This window comes from Streptomyces sp. NPDC001292 (assembly GCF_042896465.1).
Classification (GTDB): domain Bacteria; phylum Actinomycetota; class Actinomycetes; order Streptomycetales; family Streptomycetaceae; genus Streptomyces.
This window is the reverse complement of the sequence record NZ_JBIAXG010000057.1, coordinates 27,497-46,355: the sequence shown is the minus strand read 5'-3', so window position 1 is coordinate 46,355 and position 18,859 is coordinate 27,497. Positions and strand designations below refer to the sequence as shown.

The window sequence follows — 18,859 nt, the reverse complement described above, 5'->3', positions numbered from 1 at the left end:
CGCGTACTGGGCGTACGCGGGCGATCCCGACAACGCGGCGAGGCGCCGTGCCAGGCGTCGCGGGGCAGGCGGGACTTTCGAAACGCGCCCTAGGCGCTACCGTTCGCGTTGCCGTCCGGCGCTTCCCACTCGCTGAAGGGGACCACGTCCTTCAGGAAGCCCCGCACACCGAGGAACTGCGACAGATGCTCCCGGTGCTCCTCGCACGCCAGCCATGTCTTGCGGCGCTGCGGTGTGTGGATCTTCGGGTTGTTCCAGGCCAGCACCCATACCGCGGCGGCACGGCAGCCCTTGGCGGAGCAGATCGGGGTTTCGTCAGTCACGGGTTCTTCTCACAGCCACGGCACACAAGGCGACGCCGAGCAGCCACGGGGGGAGCTGCCCGGCGTCGGTCTGTCGCTCCGACGGGGGATGCGGAGCGCGTAGGAAGTATGTCACGGGTAACCCGCCGCCCGGCACCGGAACAACATGATTGATCTGAGCTTTTCTTGAGCTTCCCGTGAAGCTGCCGTCCGGCCACCGCGGCGGGCCAGGTCAAGCGCTGTCACGCGGTTCGCGCGCGGCACCGGCGGCGGAGTCGCCCGCGGTGTCCTCCGTGGCGGACCGCGCGAAAGCGTCGTCGGTCCGCGGCGGCGTGATCATCGGCTTCAGCGGCATGGTGACGAACGTCGACGGCAGCTTGGGCGCGCCCTCCCGCCCCGCGTTCGCGATCACCACGGCGATGTAGGGCAGCACCGCCCCGAGCACCAGCGCCACGATCGCCACATACCGCTCGACGTTCCACAGCGCCACCGCGAGGATCACCGACGCCGTACGGATCGACATCGAGATGACGTACCGGCGCTGCCGGCCGCGCACATCCTCCTGAAGGCCCGTCCGGGCTCCGGTGATCCGGAACACCTGGGCGTTGCCATCGCCGTGCTGTTTCCGCATCACCTGTCCACCATTCGCCCGTATCGGACAACTCCCCGGCCCGCGTCCGGTCCCTGACCGGTCGGGGCAACCACCCGCACGGACTCCACGTTACGCCGCGTTCCCAGCGCCTACGAGGGCGGGGCCGCCCTCTGCCTGCACGAACGGCCCCCGGCCGGCCCCCGAGCCTTCCGGGTGGCCGCACCCGAGGTGCGACACACGGGGACCGCCCCGACACTGGGCGTAATGGGGCGTAATGCTCACGTCGAGCTGGACGAGGAGGCGGCCATGGGCTGGTTGTGGGCGATCATCGTGGGGCTCGTGCTGGGGCTGATCGCGAAGGCGGTCATCCCGGGCAAGCAGCACAGCCCGCTCTGGCTCACCACGATCTTCGGCATGCTCGGCGCGATCGTCGGCAACGCGGTCGCCCGCGCGGCCGGTGTCGCCTCGACCCGCGGCATCGACTGGAGCCGGCACTTCTTCCAGCTCGTGGCCGCGATCATCATCGTCTTCGTCGGCGACATGGCGTACATGGCGCTGTGGGGCAACAAGAAGCGGCAGGACGCCCGCCAGGCGTAGTGCGAACGCACAGGACGAAGGGCGACCGAAGGGGGACGGCCCACCGGAATCCCGGGTGGGCCGCCCCTTCACGCCTGGCCGTACCTCCGGGCTCAGCGGCTGGTGACCTCGACCGCCGCCAGGTTCTTCTTGCCCCGGCGCAGCACCAGCCAGCGGCCGTGCAGCAGGTCCTCCCTGGCGGGAACCGCGTCCTCGGCGGTGACCTTGACGTTGTTCACGTAGGCGCCGCCCTCCTTCACCGTGCGGCGCGCGGCCGACTTGCTGGGCACCAGGCCGACCTCGGCGAACAGGTCGACCACCGGGCCGAGCTCGGAGACCTCGGCGTGCGGCACCTCCGACAGCGCCGCGGCAAGGGTCCGCTCGTCCAGCCCGGTCAGATCGCCCTGGCCGAACAGCGCCTTGGACGCGGCGATCACCGCGGCCGTCTGCTCGGCGCCGTGCACCAGCGTCGTCAGCTCCTCGGCCAGCGCGCGCTGCGCGGCCCGGGCCTGCGGACGCTCCTCGGTCAGCCGCTCCAGCTCCTCCAGCTCCTCGCAGGACTTGAAGGACAGGATGCGCATGTAGCGGGAGATGTCCCGGTCGTCCACGTTCAGCCAGAACTGGTAGAACGCGTACGGTGTCGTCATCTCCGCGTCGAGCCAGACCGCGCCGCCCTCGGTCTTGCCGAACTTGGTGCCGTCCGCCTTGGTCATCAGCGGCGTCGCGAGCGCGTGCACCGCCGCGTCCGGCTCCAGCCGGTGGATCAGGTCGAGGCCCGCCGTGAGGTTGCCCCACTGGTCGCTTCCGCCCTGCTGGAGCGTGCAGCCGTACCTCCGGTAGAGCTGGAGGAAGTCCATGCCCTGGAGGATCTGGTAGCTGAACTCGGTGTAGCTGATGCCCTGGTCGGACTCCAGACGGCGGGCGACGGAGTCCTTCGTCAGCATCTTGTTGACCCGGAAGTGCTTGCCGATGTCCCGCAGGAACTCGATCGCGGACAGGCCCTGTGTCCAGTCGAGGTTGTTCACCATGACCGCGGCGTTCTCGCCCTCGAAGGACAGGAACGGCTCGATCTGGCCGCGCAGCCGGTCCACCCAGCCGGCCACCGTCTCCGGGTCGTTCAGCGTGCGCTCGGCGGTCGGGCGGGGGTCGCCGATCAGGCCCGTGGCGCCGCCGACCAGCGCCAGCGGCCGGTGCCCGGCCTGCTGGAGCCGGCGCACGGTGAGCACCTGCACCAGGTGCCCCACGTGCAGTGACGGCGCCGTCGGGTCGAAGCCGCAATAGAACGTGACGGGACCGTCCGCGAGCGCCTTGCGCAAAGCGTCCTCGTCGGTGGACAGGGCGAACAGCCCACGCCACTTCAGCTCGTCGACGATGTCCGTCACGGTTCTCGTGTCTCCTAGGTGATGCTCAGTGCTCCGGGCAGTCGGGTGACAGCCGACTACGAGGTTATACGCCTTGGCTGACAGAGCTCATGTTGAATTCCGGGACGCGCAGCGCCGGCATCGCGGCCCGGGTGAAGTAGTCGCTCCACTCCCTGGGCAGCGTCTTCTCGGTCCGCCCGGCCTCCGTCGCCCTTCCCAGCAGGTCCACCGGCGACTCGTTGAACCGGAAGTTGTTGACCTCGCCGGTCACCTCGCCGTTCTCCACGAGGTACACGCCGTCCCGGGTCAGGCCCGTGAGCAGCAGCGTCGCGGGGTCCACCTCGCGGATGTACCACAGACAGGTGAGCAGCAGCCCGCGCTCGGTGCCGGCGACCATCTCCTGGAGCGACCGGTCGGTGCCGCCCTCGAGGACGAGGTTGCCGGCCGACGGGGCGAGCGGCAGACCGGTCAGGCCCGCGCTGTGCCGGGTGGTCAGCAGGTGCCGCAGCTCGCCACCGCCGATCCACTCGGTGGCGTGCACGGGCAGCCCGTTGTCGAACACCGACCGGTCGTCCCCGGAGGAGTGCGCGACCACGAACGGCGCGCACTGGAGGCCGGGCTCGCGCGGATCGCTGCGCAGCGTCAGCGGAAGCTTGCTCAGCTTCTCGCCGACGCGGGTGCCACCGCCCGGCTTGGAGAACACCGTGCGCCCCTCGGCGGCGTCCCGGCCCGAGGAGGACCAGATCTGGTAGATCAGCAGATCGGCGACGGCCGTCGGCGGCAGCAGCGTCTCGTACCGTCCCGCGGGCAGTTCGATCCGGCGCTCCGCCCAGCCGAGCCGTACGGCCAGCTCCGCGTCCAGCGCCGCCGGGTCGACGTCCTTGAAGTCCCGCGTGGACCGCCCGGCCCACGCCGAGCGGGTGCGGTCCGGGGACTTGGCGTTCAGCTCCAGCGTCCCGGCCGGCTGGTCGTGGCGCAGCCGCAGGCCCGTCGACGTCCCCAGGTAGGTCGACACCATCTCGTGGTTGGCGAAGCCGTACAGTTCGCGGCCACCTGCACGCGCGCGTGCGAACGACTCGCCGAGCGCCGGCGCGAAATCCGCGAACACCGCCGAGGAGGTCTCGGCGGGCGCGTCGGTGAAGTCGGGGGACTGCGGTACGTCCGCGACCAGCGGCTCGGCGTCCTCGGCGGGCCCGGCCCCGCGCGCGGCGGCCTCCGCGGCCCGCACCAGCGGCTCCAGCTCGTCCTCGGTCACGGCGGCCCGCGACACCACGCCCGAGGCGGTGCCTTCCCGGCCGTCGACGGTCGCGATCACGGTGAGGGTGCGCCCGCGCGTGACACCGTTCGTGGTCAGCGCGTTGCCCGCCCAGCGCAGATTGGCGGTGGACTGCTCGTCGGCGATCACGACGCATCCGTCCGCCCGGGACAGTGCGAGGGCTCGCTCGACGGCCTCGTGCGGCTTGCTGGTACGCGGGCTCATCGACCGGCCTCCTGCGTGGTGTTCAGAATGTTGACGCCCTTGAAGAGGGCCGACGGGCAGCCGTGGGAGACCGCCGCGATCTGGCCCGGCTGGGCCTTGCCGCAGTTGAAGGCGCCGCCCAGGACATACGTCTGCGGGCCGCCCACGGCCGCCATGGAGCCCCAGAACTGGGGTGTGATCCCCTGGTAGGCGAAGTCCCGGACCTGCCCCTCGAGGCGGCCGTTACGGATCCGGTACGCCCGCTGACCCGTGAACTGGAAGTTGTAGCGCTGCATGTCGATCGACCAGGAGCGGTCCCCGACGACGTAGATCCCCCGGTCGACGCTCCCGATGAGGTCCTCGGTCGACAGCCCGGCCGGGTCCGGCTGGAGCGACACGTTCGCCATGCGCTGCACGGGCACATGGCCGGGGGAGTCGGCGAAGGCGCACCCGTTGGACCGCTCGAACCCGGTCAGCCTCGCCATCCTGCGGTCCAGCTGGTAGCCGACCAGCGTGCCGTCCCTGACCAGGTCCCAGGACTGCGCCTCGACGCCCTCGTCGTCGTAGCCGACGGTGGCCAGGCCGTGCTCGGCGGTGCGGTCGCCGGTGACGTTCATCAGCCCGGAGCCGTACTTCAGCTTGCCCAGCTGGTCGAAGGTGGCGAAGGAGGTGCCGGCATAGGCGGCCTCGTAGCCGAGGGCCCGGTCCAGCTCGGTGGCGTGCCCGATGGACTCGTGGATGGTCAGCCACAGGTTGGAGGGGTCGACGACCAGGTCGTAGACGCCCGCCTCGACGCTCGGCGCGCGCATCTTCTCGGCGAGCAGCCCGGGAATGCGCTCCAGTTCGCCCTCCCAGTCCCAGCCGGTGCCGGTGAGGTACTCCCAGCCGCGCCCGACGGGCGGGGCGAGGGTGCGCATCGAGTCGAACTCGCCGCTGGAGCCGTCCACCGACACGGCGGTCAGCTGCGGATGCAGCCGCACCCGCTGCTGCGTGGTCACGGTCCCGGCCGTGTCGGCGTAGAACTTGTTCTCGCGCACGGTCAGCAGCGAGGCGTCGACATGGTCGACGCCGTCGGCGGCGAGCAGCCGCGCGCTCCACTCGGCGAGCAGTGCGGACTTCTCCTCGTCCGGCACGGAGAAGGGGTCGATCCCGTAGGAGGAGACCCAGGTCCGCTCCGCGTGCACGGGCTCGTCGGCGAGCTCCACGCGCTCATCCGACCCGGCCGCCCTGATCACCTGGGCCGAGAGCTTCGCCATCGCCACGGCCTGGGAGGCCACCTTGGCGGCCGCGTCCAGCGTCAGGTCGACCCCGGAGGCGAACCCCCACATCCCGCCGTGCACGACCCGCACCGCGTAGCCCAGGTCCGTGGTGTCCGACGACCCGGCCGGCCTCGCGTCCCTCAGCCGCCACGACGCACTGCGCACCCGCTCGAACCGGAAGTCCGCGTGCTCGGCCCCGAGCGCACGCGCGCGTGCCAGCGCGGCGTCGGCCAGGGCCCTCAGGGGCAGGGCCAGAAATGTCTCTTCGATGCCGTGGGCCATGAAGCTCTTCCCGTCTGTTCTGCGGATGTCCGCAGTGAACCATGCCGTGCGGTGCTCATGGGCGGCCACCTGTTTCACGCCTGCGTGGAGCGCCCATGGCAGTAGGCTGATGAGCCGTCGGCGATCCGTGGGGGGCGTTGTCCGGGCAACGGCGCTGACAGAGCCGTTACAGCAGTAGGGGAGCGCAGGCGACGATGGACGTCTTCGGGGTCCACCAGAATCTGATCAGTGATTATGAGGCATTCACGAGTTCGCTGGTATCCGTCCGGGACAGGGATATCCAGCAGCATCTTGATGAGGAGCGTGCACGCAAAGCGCGCTGGCCTGATCCCCGTGTCTCCCTCAATCCTAATTTCCGCAGCGGTGGCACCGTCGCTGAACTGGTTGATGCCGGTGTCCTGCATCCCATGTGCCGCGACTATTTCCGTGTCAAGGAACACGAGCACGACCCCGGCTCCCGGACCCTGAGGCTCCACCGCCATCAGCGGCAGGCGATCGATGCGGCGGCTCGCCGGGATTCGTACGTCCTGACCACGGGAACCGGCTCCGGCAAGAGTCTCGCCTACATCCTTCCCATCGTGAACGAGGTGCTGCGCCACCCGAACCCCAGCGGCATTTCGGCAATCGCCGTTTATCCGATGAACGCACTCGCCAATAGTCAGGAATACGAACTCGCCCGCTATCTGGAATGGGGAATTCCCGAGGCGGACCGCCGAGTAACTTTCGCCCGGTACACCGGTCAGGAGGATGCCGAGGGGAAGGCGGCCGTACTGCGCTCGAAGCCGGACATTCTGCTGACGAACTACGTGATGCTGGAGTATCTCCTCACGCGTCCCCACGAGCGGGAGGAACTCATCGGGGCGGCCCAGGGCCTCAGGTTCTTGGCCCTCGACGAGCTGCACACCTATCGCGGCAGGCAGGGAGCGGATGTCGCCTTTCTGGTACGCAGGCTGAGGGACGCCTGCGCGGCCCCCGATCTGCAGTGCATCGGTACGTCCGCCACCATGGCCAGCACGGCCACCTTCGAGGAGGCCCAGGAAAAGGTCGCCGACGTCGCGTCCAGGCTGTTCGGTACGCCGGTGCGCCCCGACAGCGTCATCGGCGAGACCCTGGAGCGGTCCACCGACCCGGGGGCCTACCTCGCACTGACGGTTGCCGAACGCAGAGCGGCGCTGGCCGCCGCTGTGCGCCGGGCCGTGCAGGAACCCCACGCGCTGTCACGCGACTACTCGGTGTTGAAGGCCGACCCCCTTGCCATCTGGGTGGAGGACTCCTTCGGCCTGGTCGAGGATGAGAAGTCGGACGGCCGGCTGGTGCGCCGGACGCCGGTCACGTCACCCGCCGCGGCCGAGGCGCTCAGCGCGGACTGTGGCGAGAGTCAGGAGGTCTGCCGCACGGCGATCGAGGCCATCCTCAGAGCCGGCGCGAAGGCGCTCCACCCGCAGCACAGACGTCCGCTGTTCGCCTTCAGGCTGCACCAGTTCCTCTCCAAGGGGGACACCGTCTACACCAGCCTCGAACCGTCGGGGCAGCGCCACCTGACCAGCCAGTACCAGGTCAGCGTGCCCGCACAGCGGGACAAGCCGCTGATCCCGCTGGCGTTCTGCCGGGACTGCGGCCACGAATACCTGGTGGTGACCCGCGAGGAAGGCGCAGCCGGGCAGCGCTTCGTCGCGCGCCGGGATCCCGAGGCCCCCGCCGAGGACGGCGACGGCTACCTGTACGTCAGTGAGGAGCGGCCCTGGCCGACCGCACCCGACGAGATCCTGGCCGGCCTGCCTGACAGCTGGGTCGAGACCGCTGACGACGGGTCACGTTCCATCGTGCAGGCCCGCAGCGGTGACGTCCCGCGCGAGGTTCGGGTGGCCCCGGACGGAACGGTCCTCGCCGGAGCGGGGGGCGGGGTGCGCGCTTGGTGGATCGCCGCTCCCTTCCGTTTCTGTCTGCGCTGTCGCGTCAGCCACGAACAGTTGCGCGCCCGTGATTTCGCGAAGCTCGCCACCTTCGCGGCCGAGGGCCGCAGCTCGGCGGTCTCCCTCATCAGCTCCAGCGTGGTGCGCTCCCTGCGCGGCCAGCAGGACATCGACGAGCGGGCGCGCAAGCTCCTCACCTTCGTCGACAACCGTCAGGACGCCAGTCTCCAGGCAGGGCACTTCAACGACTTCGCCCAGGTCACTCAGATCCGCGGTGCCCTGTACCGGGCACTCGCCGCCGCGGGACCGACGGGGCTGTTCCACGACGCGCTGCCGCAGGCCGTCGAGGAGGCGCTGGGCCTGCGCATGGAGGACTTCGCCCGCAACCCCGCAGCCAAGTACAGCCAGCGGGAGTCCGCCCGCTCGGCCCTGCGATCCGTCCTCGCCTACCGGGTCAACGCCGATCTCGAACGCGGCTGGCGCATCACGATGCCCAACCTCACCCAGACCGGGCTGCTGCGCTTCGAGTACACGGACCTGCGGGAAATCGCAGCCGATCAGGAGTGCTGGCAGGACGCACCGGCGGCGCTCGCTGATGACTCTCCCGAACACCGCGAGTACCTCGCCCGGGTCCTCCTGGACGAGCTCCGCCGCTCCCTCGCGGTCGACGAGCCGCTGCTGACACAGGAGGGGTTCGACCAGCTTCGGCGCCAGTCCGACGCACACCTGCTCGGCGTCTGGGCGCTCCCGCCGAGGGAGCCCGGCGTGATCTCGCGGGTCGCTTTCCCCGGCAGCGGCCCCAAGGGCGCCCCCTCCGGCGAGGCCATCTACCTCAGCGGCCTCGGTGCGTACGGCCGCTTCCTGCGCCGCCCCGGCCAGTTCCACGAGATTCCCGGGCTCGCCGGAAAGCGCATGTCCGTCGCCGACGCGGACGCGGTGATCCGCGGTCTGCTGCGCGTCCTGGAGACCCAGGGTCTGGTCGCGATCGTCCGCGAGGAGCGGGACGGCTCACTCGGCCACCAAGTCAGAGCCGCCGCCCTGCGATGGCTACCGGGTGACGGCCTTGCCCCCGAGCCGGACCCGCTGCGCAAGGTCAGCGATCCGGACGCCGAGCCTCACGTCAACACGTACTTCAGGCACCTCTACCAGGACACCGCGTCCGAGCTGACAGGCATCGAGGCCCGGGAGCACACCGCGCAGGTCCCCTCCGACCTGCGGGAGAAGCGGGAGAAGGCGTTCCGCGAGGGCGACCTCGGCCTGCTGTACTGCTCGCCGACCATGGAACTCGGCGTCGACATCGCCACCCTGAACGCGGTGGCCATGCGCAACGCCCCGCCGACCCCGGCCAACTACGCCCAGCGATCGGGCCGGGCCGGCCGTTCCGGGCAGCCCGCGCTGGTCACCACGTACTGCTCGACGGGCAGCGCCCACGACCAGTACTACTTCCGGCGACCGGAGCTGATGGTCGCGGGCAGTGTCACACCGCCCCGCCTCGACCTGGCCAACGAGGAACTGCTGCGCAGCCACGTCCACGCGATCTGGCTGGCCGAGACGGGAGCCTCCCTCGGCCGGCGGATGACCGACATCATCGACGCCGAGACCGCCGCACGGGAGCCCGGCCAACCGGTGCCCCTCCGGCTCACCGAGGCCATGCGCACCCAGCTCGACAGCGAGGCCGCCCGCCGCCGGGCCATCGACCGCGCCACCGCGGTGCTCGAACCGCTCCTCGACGACCTCCGGGCGCGCACCACCTGGTGGTACGACGGATGGATCGAGGACGTCGTGCGCACCGCGCTGCGCCGCTTCGACGAAGACTGTGAGCGTTGGCGCCGCCTGTACCGCGCGGCGCTCGCCGAGCGTGAGGAGCAGCACCGCATCGCAGGCGATCTCTCCGTCGACCCCAAGAGCCGCCGCAGTGCCCAGGCACGCCGGGCCGAGGCCGAGAACCAGCTGAAGCTGTTGCGCAACGAGGACAGCGAGGAGTCCTTCAGCGACTTCTACTCCTACCGCTACTTCGCGTCCGAGGGATATCTCCCCGGCTACTCCTTCCCCCGCCTTCCGCTCGCCGCCTACATCCCCGGACAGCGGGGCGAAGGACGGCTCGGGCAGAAGAACGGGGCATACATTCAGCGACCCCGCTTCATCGCCATCTCCGAGTTCGGCCCCGGGGCGCTGATCTACCACGAGGGCCAGCGGTACGCCGTAGACCGGGTGCAGGTCCCCATGGGCGCCACCCCCGGGCAGGTCGCCACCAGCGACGTGCGGATCTGCGGCAGCTGCGGAACCTGGTACGACCGTTCGGACGGGTTGGACCGGTGCGACGACTGCGAGGTTCCGCTCTCCCTCACGCTCAGTCGGACCATGCTCCTGTCCACGGTGCACGCGTCACCGGTGCGCCGGATCTCCTCCGACGAGGAGGAACGCCTCAGATCCGGCTTCGAGCTGCTGACGGGTTACCAGTTCTCCGAGGGCGGCGGGCGGCTGGACGCCACAACCGCGGACGACGACGGTCCGGTGTTGACCCTGACCTACGGCGACACGGCACGGGTCCGGGTCTTCAACATCGGCCGCCGCAAGCGGAAGCAGCCCACGGACCGCGGTTTCTGGCTCGACCCGATCCAGGGACGGTGGCTCAGCGCCAAGAAGGCGGGTGAGATCAAGGAGGCGTCGGCCGAGGACGAGGCCCTGAGCCCGTTCGCCTCCGCGGACCGCACGCTCCAGGTCATCCCCTACGTCGAGGACCGCAAGAACATCGCAGTGCTACGCCTCGCCGAGCCGGTCGAGGACGAAACGGTCGCCGTCACTCTGCGCTACGCCCTGGAGCGCGGCATAGAGGCCCGCTACCAGCTCGAGGACGCCGAGCTGGACAGCCAGGACCTCCCGGACGACGATCAACGCGGCCGGATGCTCCTCATCGAGGGCGCCGAAGGCGGGGCAGGCGTGCTCAGGCTCCTGCACGACGACCCCGGAGCCCTCGCCGAGGTCGCCCGGACCGCTCTGCGGATCATTCACGTCGACCCGGACGACGGCCGCGACCTCGGTCAGGCCCCCGGTGCCGTGGAGCGCTGCGAGCGGGGCTGCTACGACTGCCTGCTCACGTACAGCAACCAGCGCTTCCACACCAGCATCGACCGGCTCGTCGTCGTCCCCCTCCTGATGCGCCTGGCCGCCTCGACCACCCGGGGCGAGCGGCAGGCGACGCCCGCCACGCAGCGGGCCCAGGTACTCGCACTGGCCACGGAGCACACGCGGGGACCGGTCGCCGAGTTTGTAGAGTGGCTGGACCGCTCGGGCCACCGCCTCCCCGACGAGACTCACCCCGAGCGGTCCGGTGACTCGGCCCGCCCCGATGTCGTCTACCGGCTCCCGGGTGCGGACGTCGCCGTCTACGTGGATGAACCGGGCGGCCGGCATCTCGACCGGCAGACCGAGTTCCGGTTGATCGACGACGGCTGGCTCGTCATCCGGGCCGGCTCGGACACCAAGGAGTGGGAGAACGCAGTGCGCGCACACCCGGACGTCTTCGGCCCCGGACGGAGCATCCGATGACGTTCCCTGGCACCGGCTCGGCACAGTCGACGACGCCTCCCCGCGCACCCGGCGACCTGGTCTCCGCCCGCGGCCGCGACTGGGTGGTGCAGCCCGGCTCGCCCGGCGGCCTGGTGATCGCCCAGCCCCTCGACGGGGACCGCGAGTTCGTCACCGCACTCTTCCCGCACGAGATCAACGAACCCGGTTTCGGCAGGCCCCGGGCCGTCCCCGGAGAGGTCGGCGACTTCGCCTCCGCCGGACTGCTGCGCACCGCCCTGCGGATCGCGGCGAGCCACGGGGGCGGCCCCTTCCGTTCGCTGGCGTCCATCTCGGTGCAGCCGCGCCAGTACCAGTTGGTGCCGCTGATGATGGCGCTGCGCATGGACACCGTACGGCTCCTCATCGGAGACGACGTCGGCATCGGCAAGACCGTCGAAGCCGCCCTGATCGGCAAGGAACTCATCGAGCAGGGCTCGGCCTCTGGCATGGTGGTGCTGTGCTCACCGTCCCTCGCCGAGCAGTGGCAGAGTGAACTGCGCGAGAAGTTCGGCATGGAGGCGGAGCTCGTGCTGCCCTCCACCGCGGCCAGGCTCCAGAAGGGGGTGGAGCAGGGGCAGACGCTCTTCCAGCGCTACCCCTACACAGTGGTGTCCACCGACTTCATCAAGCAGGCCGACCGGCGTGACCAGTTCCGCCGCACCTGCCCCGATCTGCTGATCGTCGACGAGGCGCACACCTGCGTCGGCGCGGGCACCGGGCGCCAGCAACGGTACGAGCTCCTCAGCTCCCTTGCCCAGGACGCGGACCGCCATCTGATCCTTGTCACCGCGACCCCTCACAGTGGCGATCCCCATGCCTTCGCCAAGCTCACCGGGTTGCTCGATCCCAGCCTGAAAGGCCTCGACCCCGCACTGCCCGCGCACCGCGACCGCCTCGCCCGCCACTTCGTGCAGCGACGCCGTCGGGACATCCGCCACTACCTCGACCAGGACACACCGTTCCCGCGCGACCGCAAGCTGCGTGAAGTTCCCTACCAACTGGGCTCGGAATACGCCCGGTTCGTCCGCGACATCCTCGCCTACGCCCGCGAGCAGGTCCGCCGCCCCGATGGCTCTCACAAACAGCGCCTCACCTGGTGGTCCGTACTGACCCTGCTGCGCTGCGTTCTGTCCTCGCCCGCCGCCGCCGCCGAGACGCTGACCGTACGGGCCTCGGTCGCCGCCGCCCGCAGCGAGGAGGAGGCCGACCGGATCGGTCGCGCCGCGGCCCTGGAACTCATCGACGACGACGCCACCGAGGGAATGGACGCCGTCCCCGGCTCCCTCCTCGACACGGACGACATCGGCGACGGCGCCCGGGGCAGCCGCAAACTGAAGGCGTTCGCCGCCCGGGCGGCAGGCTTGGCGGGCCCCGACACCGACACCAAGCTGCGCACCCTCGTCGACGAGGTGAAGGGTCTCCTCGTCGACGGCTACGACCCGATCGTCTTCTGCCGATTCATCCCCACAGCCGAGTACGTCGCCCAGCACCTGGCCGATGCCCTCGGGCGCAGCGCGCATGTCGACGCCGTCACCGGCAAGCTGCACCCGGACGCCCGTCAGGCCCGCATCGACGAACTCACCGCCAAGCGCGGCCGGCATGTCCTGGTCGCCACCGACTGCCTCTCCGAGGGCGTCAACCTCCAGGACCACTTCGGCGCGGTCCTCCACTACGACCTGTCCTGGAACCCCACCCGGCACGAGCAGCGCGAGGGCCGCGTCGACCGCTTCGGGCAGTCCCGGGAGAACGTCCGGGCCGTCACCCTGTACGACACCGACACCGGCATCGACGGCCTCGTCCTGGACGTCCTCATCCGCAAGCACCGGGACATCGCCCAGCAGATCGGCGTCGTCGTCCCTGTCCCCGACGGCGGTGACGGGGTACTGCGCGCTCTGGCCAACAGCCTCCTGGTACGCGGCCAGGGCGTCGACGAGCAGCTCACGCTCGACTTCGGCACCGACGAACTGTTCAGCCAGGCCAGGGAGCGGCTCCACAAGGAGTGGGACAGCGCCGCCGACCGCGAGTCGAAAGTCCTGACCAAGTTCGCCCACAGTGGCCTGCGGCCCGACGAGGTCCAGGCGGAACTGGCGGCCCTGCGCCAGGCGCTGGGCGAGCCCGCCGACATCGCCGACTTCACCCGGGAGACGCTGAAGGCACTCGGCTCGCCGGTACGCCCCGATCCGCGCTCCACCGGGTTCACCGCCCCGGTGGGCCCGCTGCCGCGCGGCCTGCGCCACGCCCTTGGCATCTTCGAGGACCCGGACCAGGGCGATGGCCCCGGAGCCGCCCCGGCGCCCGCGCGCACGGCTGCGAAGGGCCGGGGCCGCGCCACGAAGGCCGCACCCGAACTCGTGTTCCGGCAGGATCTACCGGTCGCGGCGGGGGAGCACGCCCTCTTCCGTGGCGACCCGGCCGTGCGGGCCGTGGCCCGCTACGTGCTGGACTCCGCTCTCGACCCGAAACTGTCCGAGCACGACCGCCCCGCCCGACGGCTCGGCGTCATCCGTACCACCGCCGTCGAGGCGCGCACCGTGCTGCTGCTGGCCCGCTACCGCTTCCGGCTGACCCTGCCTCGTCGCCGCACCGGCCCGGACAAGGGCCGGCCTCACGAACTGGTCGCCGAGGACGCCCAGTTGCTGGCCTGGCGCGCCACCGAGGACGGCACCCGCGAATGGCTGACCGACGAGGAGATCGCGGTCCTGCTGCGTGCCGCCCCCGACCGCAACACGATCCCTTCCATGCGGGAGCAGCAGATCGGCCGGGCCCTCGAGGAAACCCGCGAGGAAGAGGTGGAGCAGCGCCTCGCCGCCCACGGCAGTGACGTGGCCGGCCGCCTCGAAGCCGCTCACAAGCGGGTACGCGAGGCCGCCGGCGAACGCGGCCGGGCACGCGGCGCCGCCGCGGTCCGCGGTATCACCGCCGAACCGGCAGGCGAGCCCGACCTGCTCGGTGTCTACGTGTACGTCAAGCGCCCCGGAGGCTCCAGGTGACGACTCTCGCCCCCGATCACCTCCCGGCGAGCACGGCGGTACGCGTGGAAGGAGCCCTGCTCTCCGCCGACCTGATCAACAAGATCCGCTTCGGCGACAGGGAACTTCCCGGTGCCGCCCCCGCCGACTACGGCCTGCCGCGTGGCGTGCGCGTGGAGGACGCGGCCAGTCGCAAATGGGAGTACCTCAAGGCCACGTACGCCTCCTTCCGCGAGCAGCTGGCGACGCTCGGCCCCGAAGCCGACTCGGCGAAGCTGACGTACAGGGAATGGCTGAGCGTCCTCCTGGACGAGCTCGGCTACGCGGGCCGCACCGCCGTGCCCAAGCGGCTCGGCATCCTCGTCCCGGGCCGCGACCCGGGCACGTACCGCGTCAGCCACCTCTGGCAGTCCCACCTGCCCGTCCACCTCCTGCGCTGGGACACCCACCTCGACCGGGGGATCGGCAACGACCGCGCCCCCCAGTCGATGCTCCAGGAGCTGCTCAACGTCTCCGACAAACACCTGTGGGCCCTGCTCTCCAACGGCAGGGTGCTGCGTGTCCTTCGGGACTCCACGGCGCTCGTCGGCTCCGCGTACGTCGAGTTCGACCTCGACGCGATCTTCGGCGGCGACCAGTTCGCGGACTTCCAGCTCCTGTACGCGATGCTCCACGCCTCCCGCTTCGAACTCACGGCCAAGCCGGAGAAGAAGCGCCGAAAGGCGGCCGTCACCGACGACGCGGAGGACGAGGCCGAGGACGGCACGCTCGACGAGGCCGCCAGCGTCGCGGACGACATCGACGAACTGACTCCCGCCGACTGCCGCATCGAATGGTGGCGCACCTTCGCCATCGAGACCGGCATCCGCGCCCGCGACCGCCTGCGCAACCAGGTCAAGGCGGCCCTCGGCATCCTCGGCAGCGGCTTCCTCCAGGCGAACCCAAGCCTCGGCGAAGCCCTCACCCGCGGTGGCAAGGCGGCCCTGGACGACTTCCACCACGAACTCCTCCGCCTGGCCTACCAACTGGTGTTCCTCTTCGTCGCGGAGGACCGCGACGCCCTGCTGCTGCGCCCCCAGGACGACACCTCCCCCGAGGAAGCCGAAGCCCTGGAGGAGGCCCGCGACCTTTACACCCGCTACTTCTCCACGGCCCGCCTGCGCCGCATCGCCTCCCGCAGACCGGGAGACCGCAACACCGACCTGTGGGTCGGCCTGCGCACCGTCCTCAACGCCCTCGGCCAGGAGGGCGGTCTCGAAGCGCTCGCCCTCCCTGAACTCGGCGGCCTGTACTTCCGCTTCGAGGAGGACGACCCGGAGTGGGCGGCGCTGCTGCCCGGCAGCCCCGAGCCTCTGCGCGCGGCCGACCTGCCGAACGAAAACCTCCTCGCCGCGGTGAAACTGCTCTCGCGGGTGTACGACCGCCAGGGCCGCCCCACCCGGGTCGACTACCGTCACCTGGGCGCCGACGAACTGGGCAGCGTCTACGAATCCCTCCTGGAACTCATCCCGCGCCACAACCCGGCGAAGAACGAGTTCTGGCTCCAGGACCTCGTGGCCGGCAACAAGCGCAAGACCACCGGCTCGTACTACACCCCGTCCGTCCTGATCGAGAAGCTCCTGGACAACGCTCTCGACCCGGTCATCGAGAAGTACGCGGCATCGGGCATCCCGGACGACCTGCTCAAGATCCGTTTCGTGGACCCGTCCTGTGGATCGGGACACGTCCTGGTCGCCGCGGCCCGCCGCATCGCGCTGCGCTACGCCCAGATGTACGACGACGAACTGGAACCCGCGCCCGAGCGGATCCGCGAGGCGATGTCCAAGGTCGTACGCGACTGCGTCCACGGCGTCGACATCAACCCCCTGGCGGCGGAGATCGCCAAGGTATCCCTGTGGCTGGAATCCCTCACACCGGGTGAGCCGCTGGCCTACCTCGACGACCGCATCAAGGTCGGCAACGGCCTCCTCGGTACGACGCCGAAGCTCCTGGAGTCGGGAATCCCGGAGACGGCGTTCAAGAGACTGGAGGGCGACGAGGCCAAGGCGGTCACCGAGGCCCGTGACCGCAACCGCAAGGAACTCAAGGGCGTCGAGGTCTGGGTCCAGACCCAGCTCGGCGAGCCCGCGACCCACACCAGCACCGCGACGGTACGCGTGGCCGCCGAGGAAGCCGCCCGGCGCCCGGTCGGCAAGGGCCTCGCCGCCATACGCGAACTCGCCAAGCGACACCGTGAGTTCGAGCGCGACCCGGAGCTCAAGCGGCTCAAGCGGGTCGCCGACGCCTGGTGTGCGGCGTTCATCTGGCCCAAGCGCGCGGACGCGCCCGCTCCTATTACGACGGGGACGCTGGCCAAGCTGGAAAAGGACCAGCTACTGGAGGGCATCCCGAAGCCCGAGCCGAAGATGGGGGAGGAGCCCGTCGAGGAGACGGAGGAGGAGGTGGAGTGGCGCGAACGCGCGGGCGAGCGTGAACTGCGCGACATAGTCTCCCGCAACCGCTTCTTCCACTGGCACCTGGAGTTTCCCCGCGTGTTCCGGGTGGAGGACGGGGACGCGGAGGACGCGAACCCGGCCACGGGGTGGCAGGGGGGATTCGATGCGGTGCTGGGGAATCCGCCGTGGGAACGGGTGAAGATCCAGAAGAAGGAGTGGTTCGCCGCCCACAACCCGTACGTCGCCGACGCGGCCACGGCGAGCGAGCGCGAAGCGCGCATCGGTGAGCTGCTCCGTACCGTGGATGAACACGGCCATCCCATCGAGGCCGACCGCAAGCTCCACCGCGAGTACCTGACCGCCCAGCGCGAGTCCAAGGGCACCACCAACATGCTCCGGGACTCGGGCATCTTTCCGCTGACGGGCAAGGGCGACGTCAACACGTACGCCGTGTTCGCGGAGAAGTCCCGGATGCTGCTCGCGCCAGAGGGGATGGCGGGGCTGGTCCTGCCGACGGGGATCGCTACGGACAAGACCTGGTCGGCGTTCTTCGCGGATCTAGTGGATGGGCGACAGTTGGCGGCGGTGCTTGACCTCGAGAACGAGGAAAGGCTGTTCGCGGATGTGACGAACAAATACCGCTTCTGCCTCTTCACATTTGGTGGGTCTGCCTGTGAGTTCGGGGAGGTGCGACTTGCGTTCCGTGCGCGGCGGCCAGATCAGCTGGACTCCCGGGAGTTCCCCATGGACGCTGAGGCCCTTCGTCGGATCAACCCGAACAGTCTAACGGCGCCGGTGTGCGAAGGACCTGACCACTATCGGATCATTGATGAGATGCACCAAGCATCGTCGGTCCTTTGGGACAAGAGCAGTGCGCAGGGTAATCCCTGGAATCTCCTGCTCATCCGTATGTTCCATATGTCGGATGACTCGGATCGATTCCGCAGCCTGGATGCTCTCCTCTCGGGACGCTGGATGCTTCAAGGCTCCGTCTTCGTCAAGGGGGAATCTCGTTTCCTTCCCCTTTATGAAGGGAAGTTCACACACCACTTCGATGGTCGCTTCGCGACATTCGAGGGTGCCACGCAGGCGCAGATTAACAAAGGCACGTTGCCTCGATTCAGTCTTGAACACCACCGTGATCCTGCAAAGTTGCCCCTTCCGCGTCACTGGATTTCTGAGGACGAGGTGGAGGCTTGGCTAGCTGCCGAGCCAGGTGACCCGGGTGTCAACTGGCCGCACGGCTGGCTGTTGGGTTGGCGAGATGTGGCCCCGTCGGCGAACCAGCGCACGATTATTCCCTCCGTGCTTCCGCGTACAGCTGTAGGTCATACTGAGCCATTCATAGTGCCCAGGGACCTTGATTTGCCGATGGACGCCCTGCTCGCCAACCTGTCAGCCTTCGTGCTTGACTTCGCGGCGCGTCAAAAGATTCAGGGCTCGCATGTCACATATACCTACCTCGAGCAACTGCCAGTCCTCCCTCCAGGTACTTATGACAAGTCAGTTCGCTGGCTCGGCAACCAGCCACCCGAGTCCTGGGTCCGCTCTCGCGTCCTCGAACTCACCTACAGTTCCTACGAGATGGCCCCTTGGGCCAACTACCTCGGTGACGAAAACCCCCCGTTCATCTGGGACGAGGAACGCCGTTTCCTCATGCGCGCGGAACTCGACGCCGCGTACTTCCACCTCTACGGCATCGAGCGCCAGGACGTCGATCTTGTCATGGACAGCTTCCGCGCCTTCCGCAACAAGAAACCGGAGCTGTTCGAGCGCACGAAGAAGGAGATCCTCCGTGTCTACGAGGAGATGTCGTCTGGTGCTCCCTACGTCACCCCCCTCGACCCTCTTCCGGGTGAAGGTCCCCGCCACGCCCCTGGCATCAGCCCTCTAACCCGAGTGGCCCCGCCATCTCCGCCTGCCCCGACGGTCGGCCGACTGACTCAGCCGAAGAAGGCCGCTCCCGTCAAAAAGGCCAAGAAGGCATCGGGGATGGACCAGCTGGGTGGCGGCCTGTTCGGGCTGGAGGAGGTCGAAGGAGTCGACGTACAGCTCGACATCTTCTCCTCCGGCGGCGAGTAAACCGGCCCGGCGCAGGAACGGCACAGGTGGCCGTCACCCGAACCCTCCGGGTGACGGCC

Annotated in this window: 9 protein-coding genes; 4 read left to right on the top strand and 5 right to left on the bottom strand. The window is 69.6% G+C overall.

All coding sequences use genetic code 11. From position 1 onward, the window contains the following. Positions 1–89 precede the first annotated feature (89 nt). The gene (locus tag ACFY4A_RS37185; protein ID WP_390833731.1) at positions 90–323 is read right to left on the bottom strand and encodes a hypothetical protein; all 234 of its coding nucleotides are present in this window, start codon (positions 321–323) and stop codon (positions 90–92) included. 211 nt (positions 324–534) lie between these two features. Further along, on the bottom strand, positions 535–933 hold the full coding sequence (locus tag ACFY4A_RS37180; protein ID WP_390833730.1) for a DUF3099 domain-containing protein: 399 nt from the start codon (positions 931–933) through the stop codon (positions 535–537). A gap of 267 nt (positions 934–1,200) precedes the next feature. Here ACFY4A_RS37180 and ACFY4A_RS37175 point away from each other — a divergent pair, with 267 nt between their 5' ends. Then, a complete protein-coding gene (locus tag ACFY4A_RS37175) occupies positions 1,201–1,491 on the top strand; it encodes a GlsB/YeaQ/YmgE family stress response membrane protein (RefSeq protein WP_390833734.1) in 291 nt (96 codons plus the stop codon). A gap of 92 nt (positions 1,492–1,583) precedes the next feature. On the opposite strand, the gene tyrS is transcribed toward ACFY4A_RS37175, so the two are convergent. The 3 genes from tyrS to ACFY4A_RS37160 form a co-directional block, all read right to left on the bottom strand. Continuing rightward, positions 1,584–2,852, bottom strand: coding sequence for a tyrosine--tRNA ligase (gene tyrS / locus ACFY4A_RS37170; protein WP_390833729.1), 1,269 nt, complete (start codon positions 2,850–2,852; stop codon positions 1,584–1,586). A gap of 64 nt (positions 2,853–2,916) precedes the next feature. Beyond that, a complete protein-coding gene (locus tag ACFY4A_RS37165) occupies positions 2,917–4,311 on the bottom strand; it encodes a metallopeptidase TldD-related protein (protein WP_390833728.1) in 1,395 nt (464 codons plus the stop codon). Continuing rightward, positions 4,308–5,831, bottom strand: a complete 1,524-nt coding sequence (locus ACFY4A_RS37160; protein ID WP_390833727.1) for a TldD/PmbA family protein — start codon at positions 5,829–5,831, stop codon at positions 4,308–4,310. The genes ACFY4A_RS37165 and ACFY4A_RS37160 overlap by 4 nt, the downstream gene beginning before the upstream one ends. A 407-nt stretch (positions 5,832–6,238) precedes the next feature. On the opposite strand from ACFY4A_RS37160, the gene ACFY4A_RS37155 reads away from it, so the two are divergent. Genes ACFY4A_RS37155 through ACFY4A_RS37145 form a run of 3 tightly spaced genes read left to right on the top strand, consistent with a single transcriptional unit; the run spans position 6,239 to position 18,800 of the window. After that, positions 6,239–11,293 (top strand): DEAD/DEAH box helicase, encoded by a 5,055-nt coding sequence (locus ACFY4A_RS37155; RefSeq protein ID WP_390833726.1) that lies wholly within the window; start codon positions 6,239–6,241, stop codon positions 11,291–11,293. Beyond that, positions 11,290–14,304 (top strand): helicase-related protein, encoded by a 3,015-nt coding sequence (locus ACFY4A_RS37150; protein WP_390833725.1) that lies wholly within the window; start codon positions 11,290–11,292, stop codon positions 14,302–14,304. The genes ACFY4A_RS37155 and ACFY4A_RS37150 overlap by 4 nt, the downstream gene beginning before the upstream one ends. Next, positions 14,301–18,800, top strand: coding sequence for an Eco57I restriction-modification methylase domain-containing protein (locus ACFY4A_RS37145; RefSeq protein WP_390833724.1), 4,500 nt, complete (start codon positions 14,301–14,303; stop codon positions 18,798–18,800). The genes ACFY4A_RS37150 and ACFY4A_RS37145 overlap by 4 nt, the downstream gene beginning before the upstream one ends. Positions 18,801–18,859 lie beyond the last annotated feature (59 nt).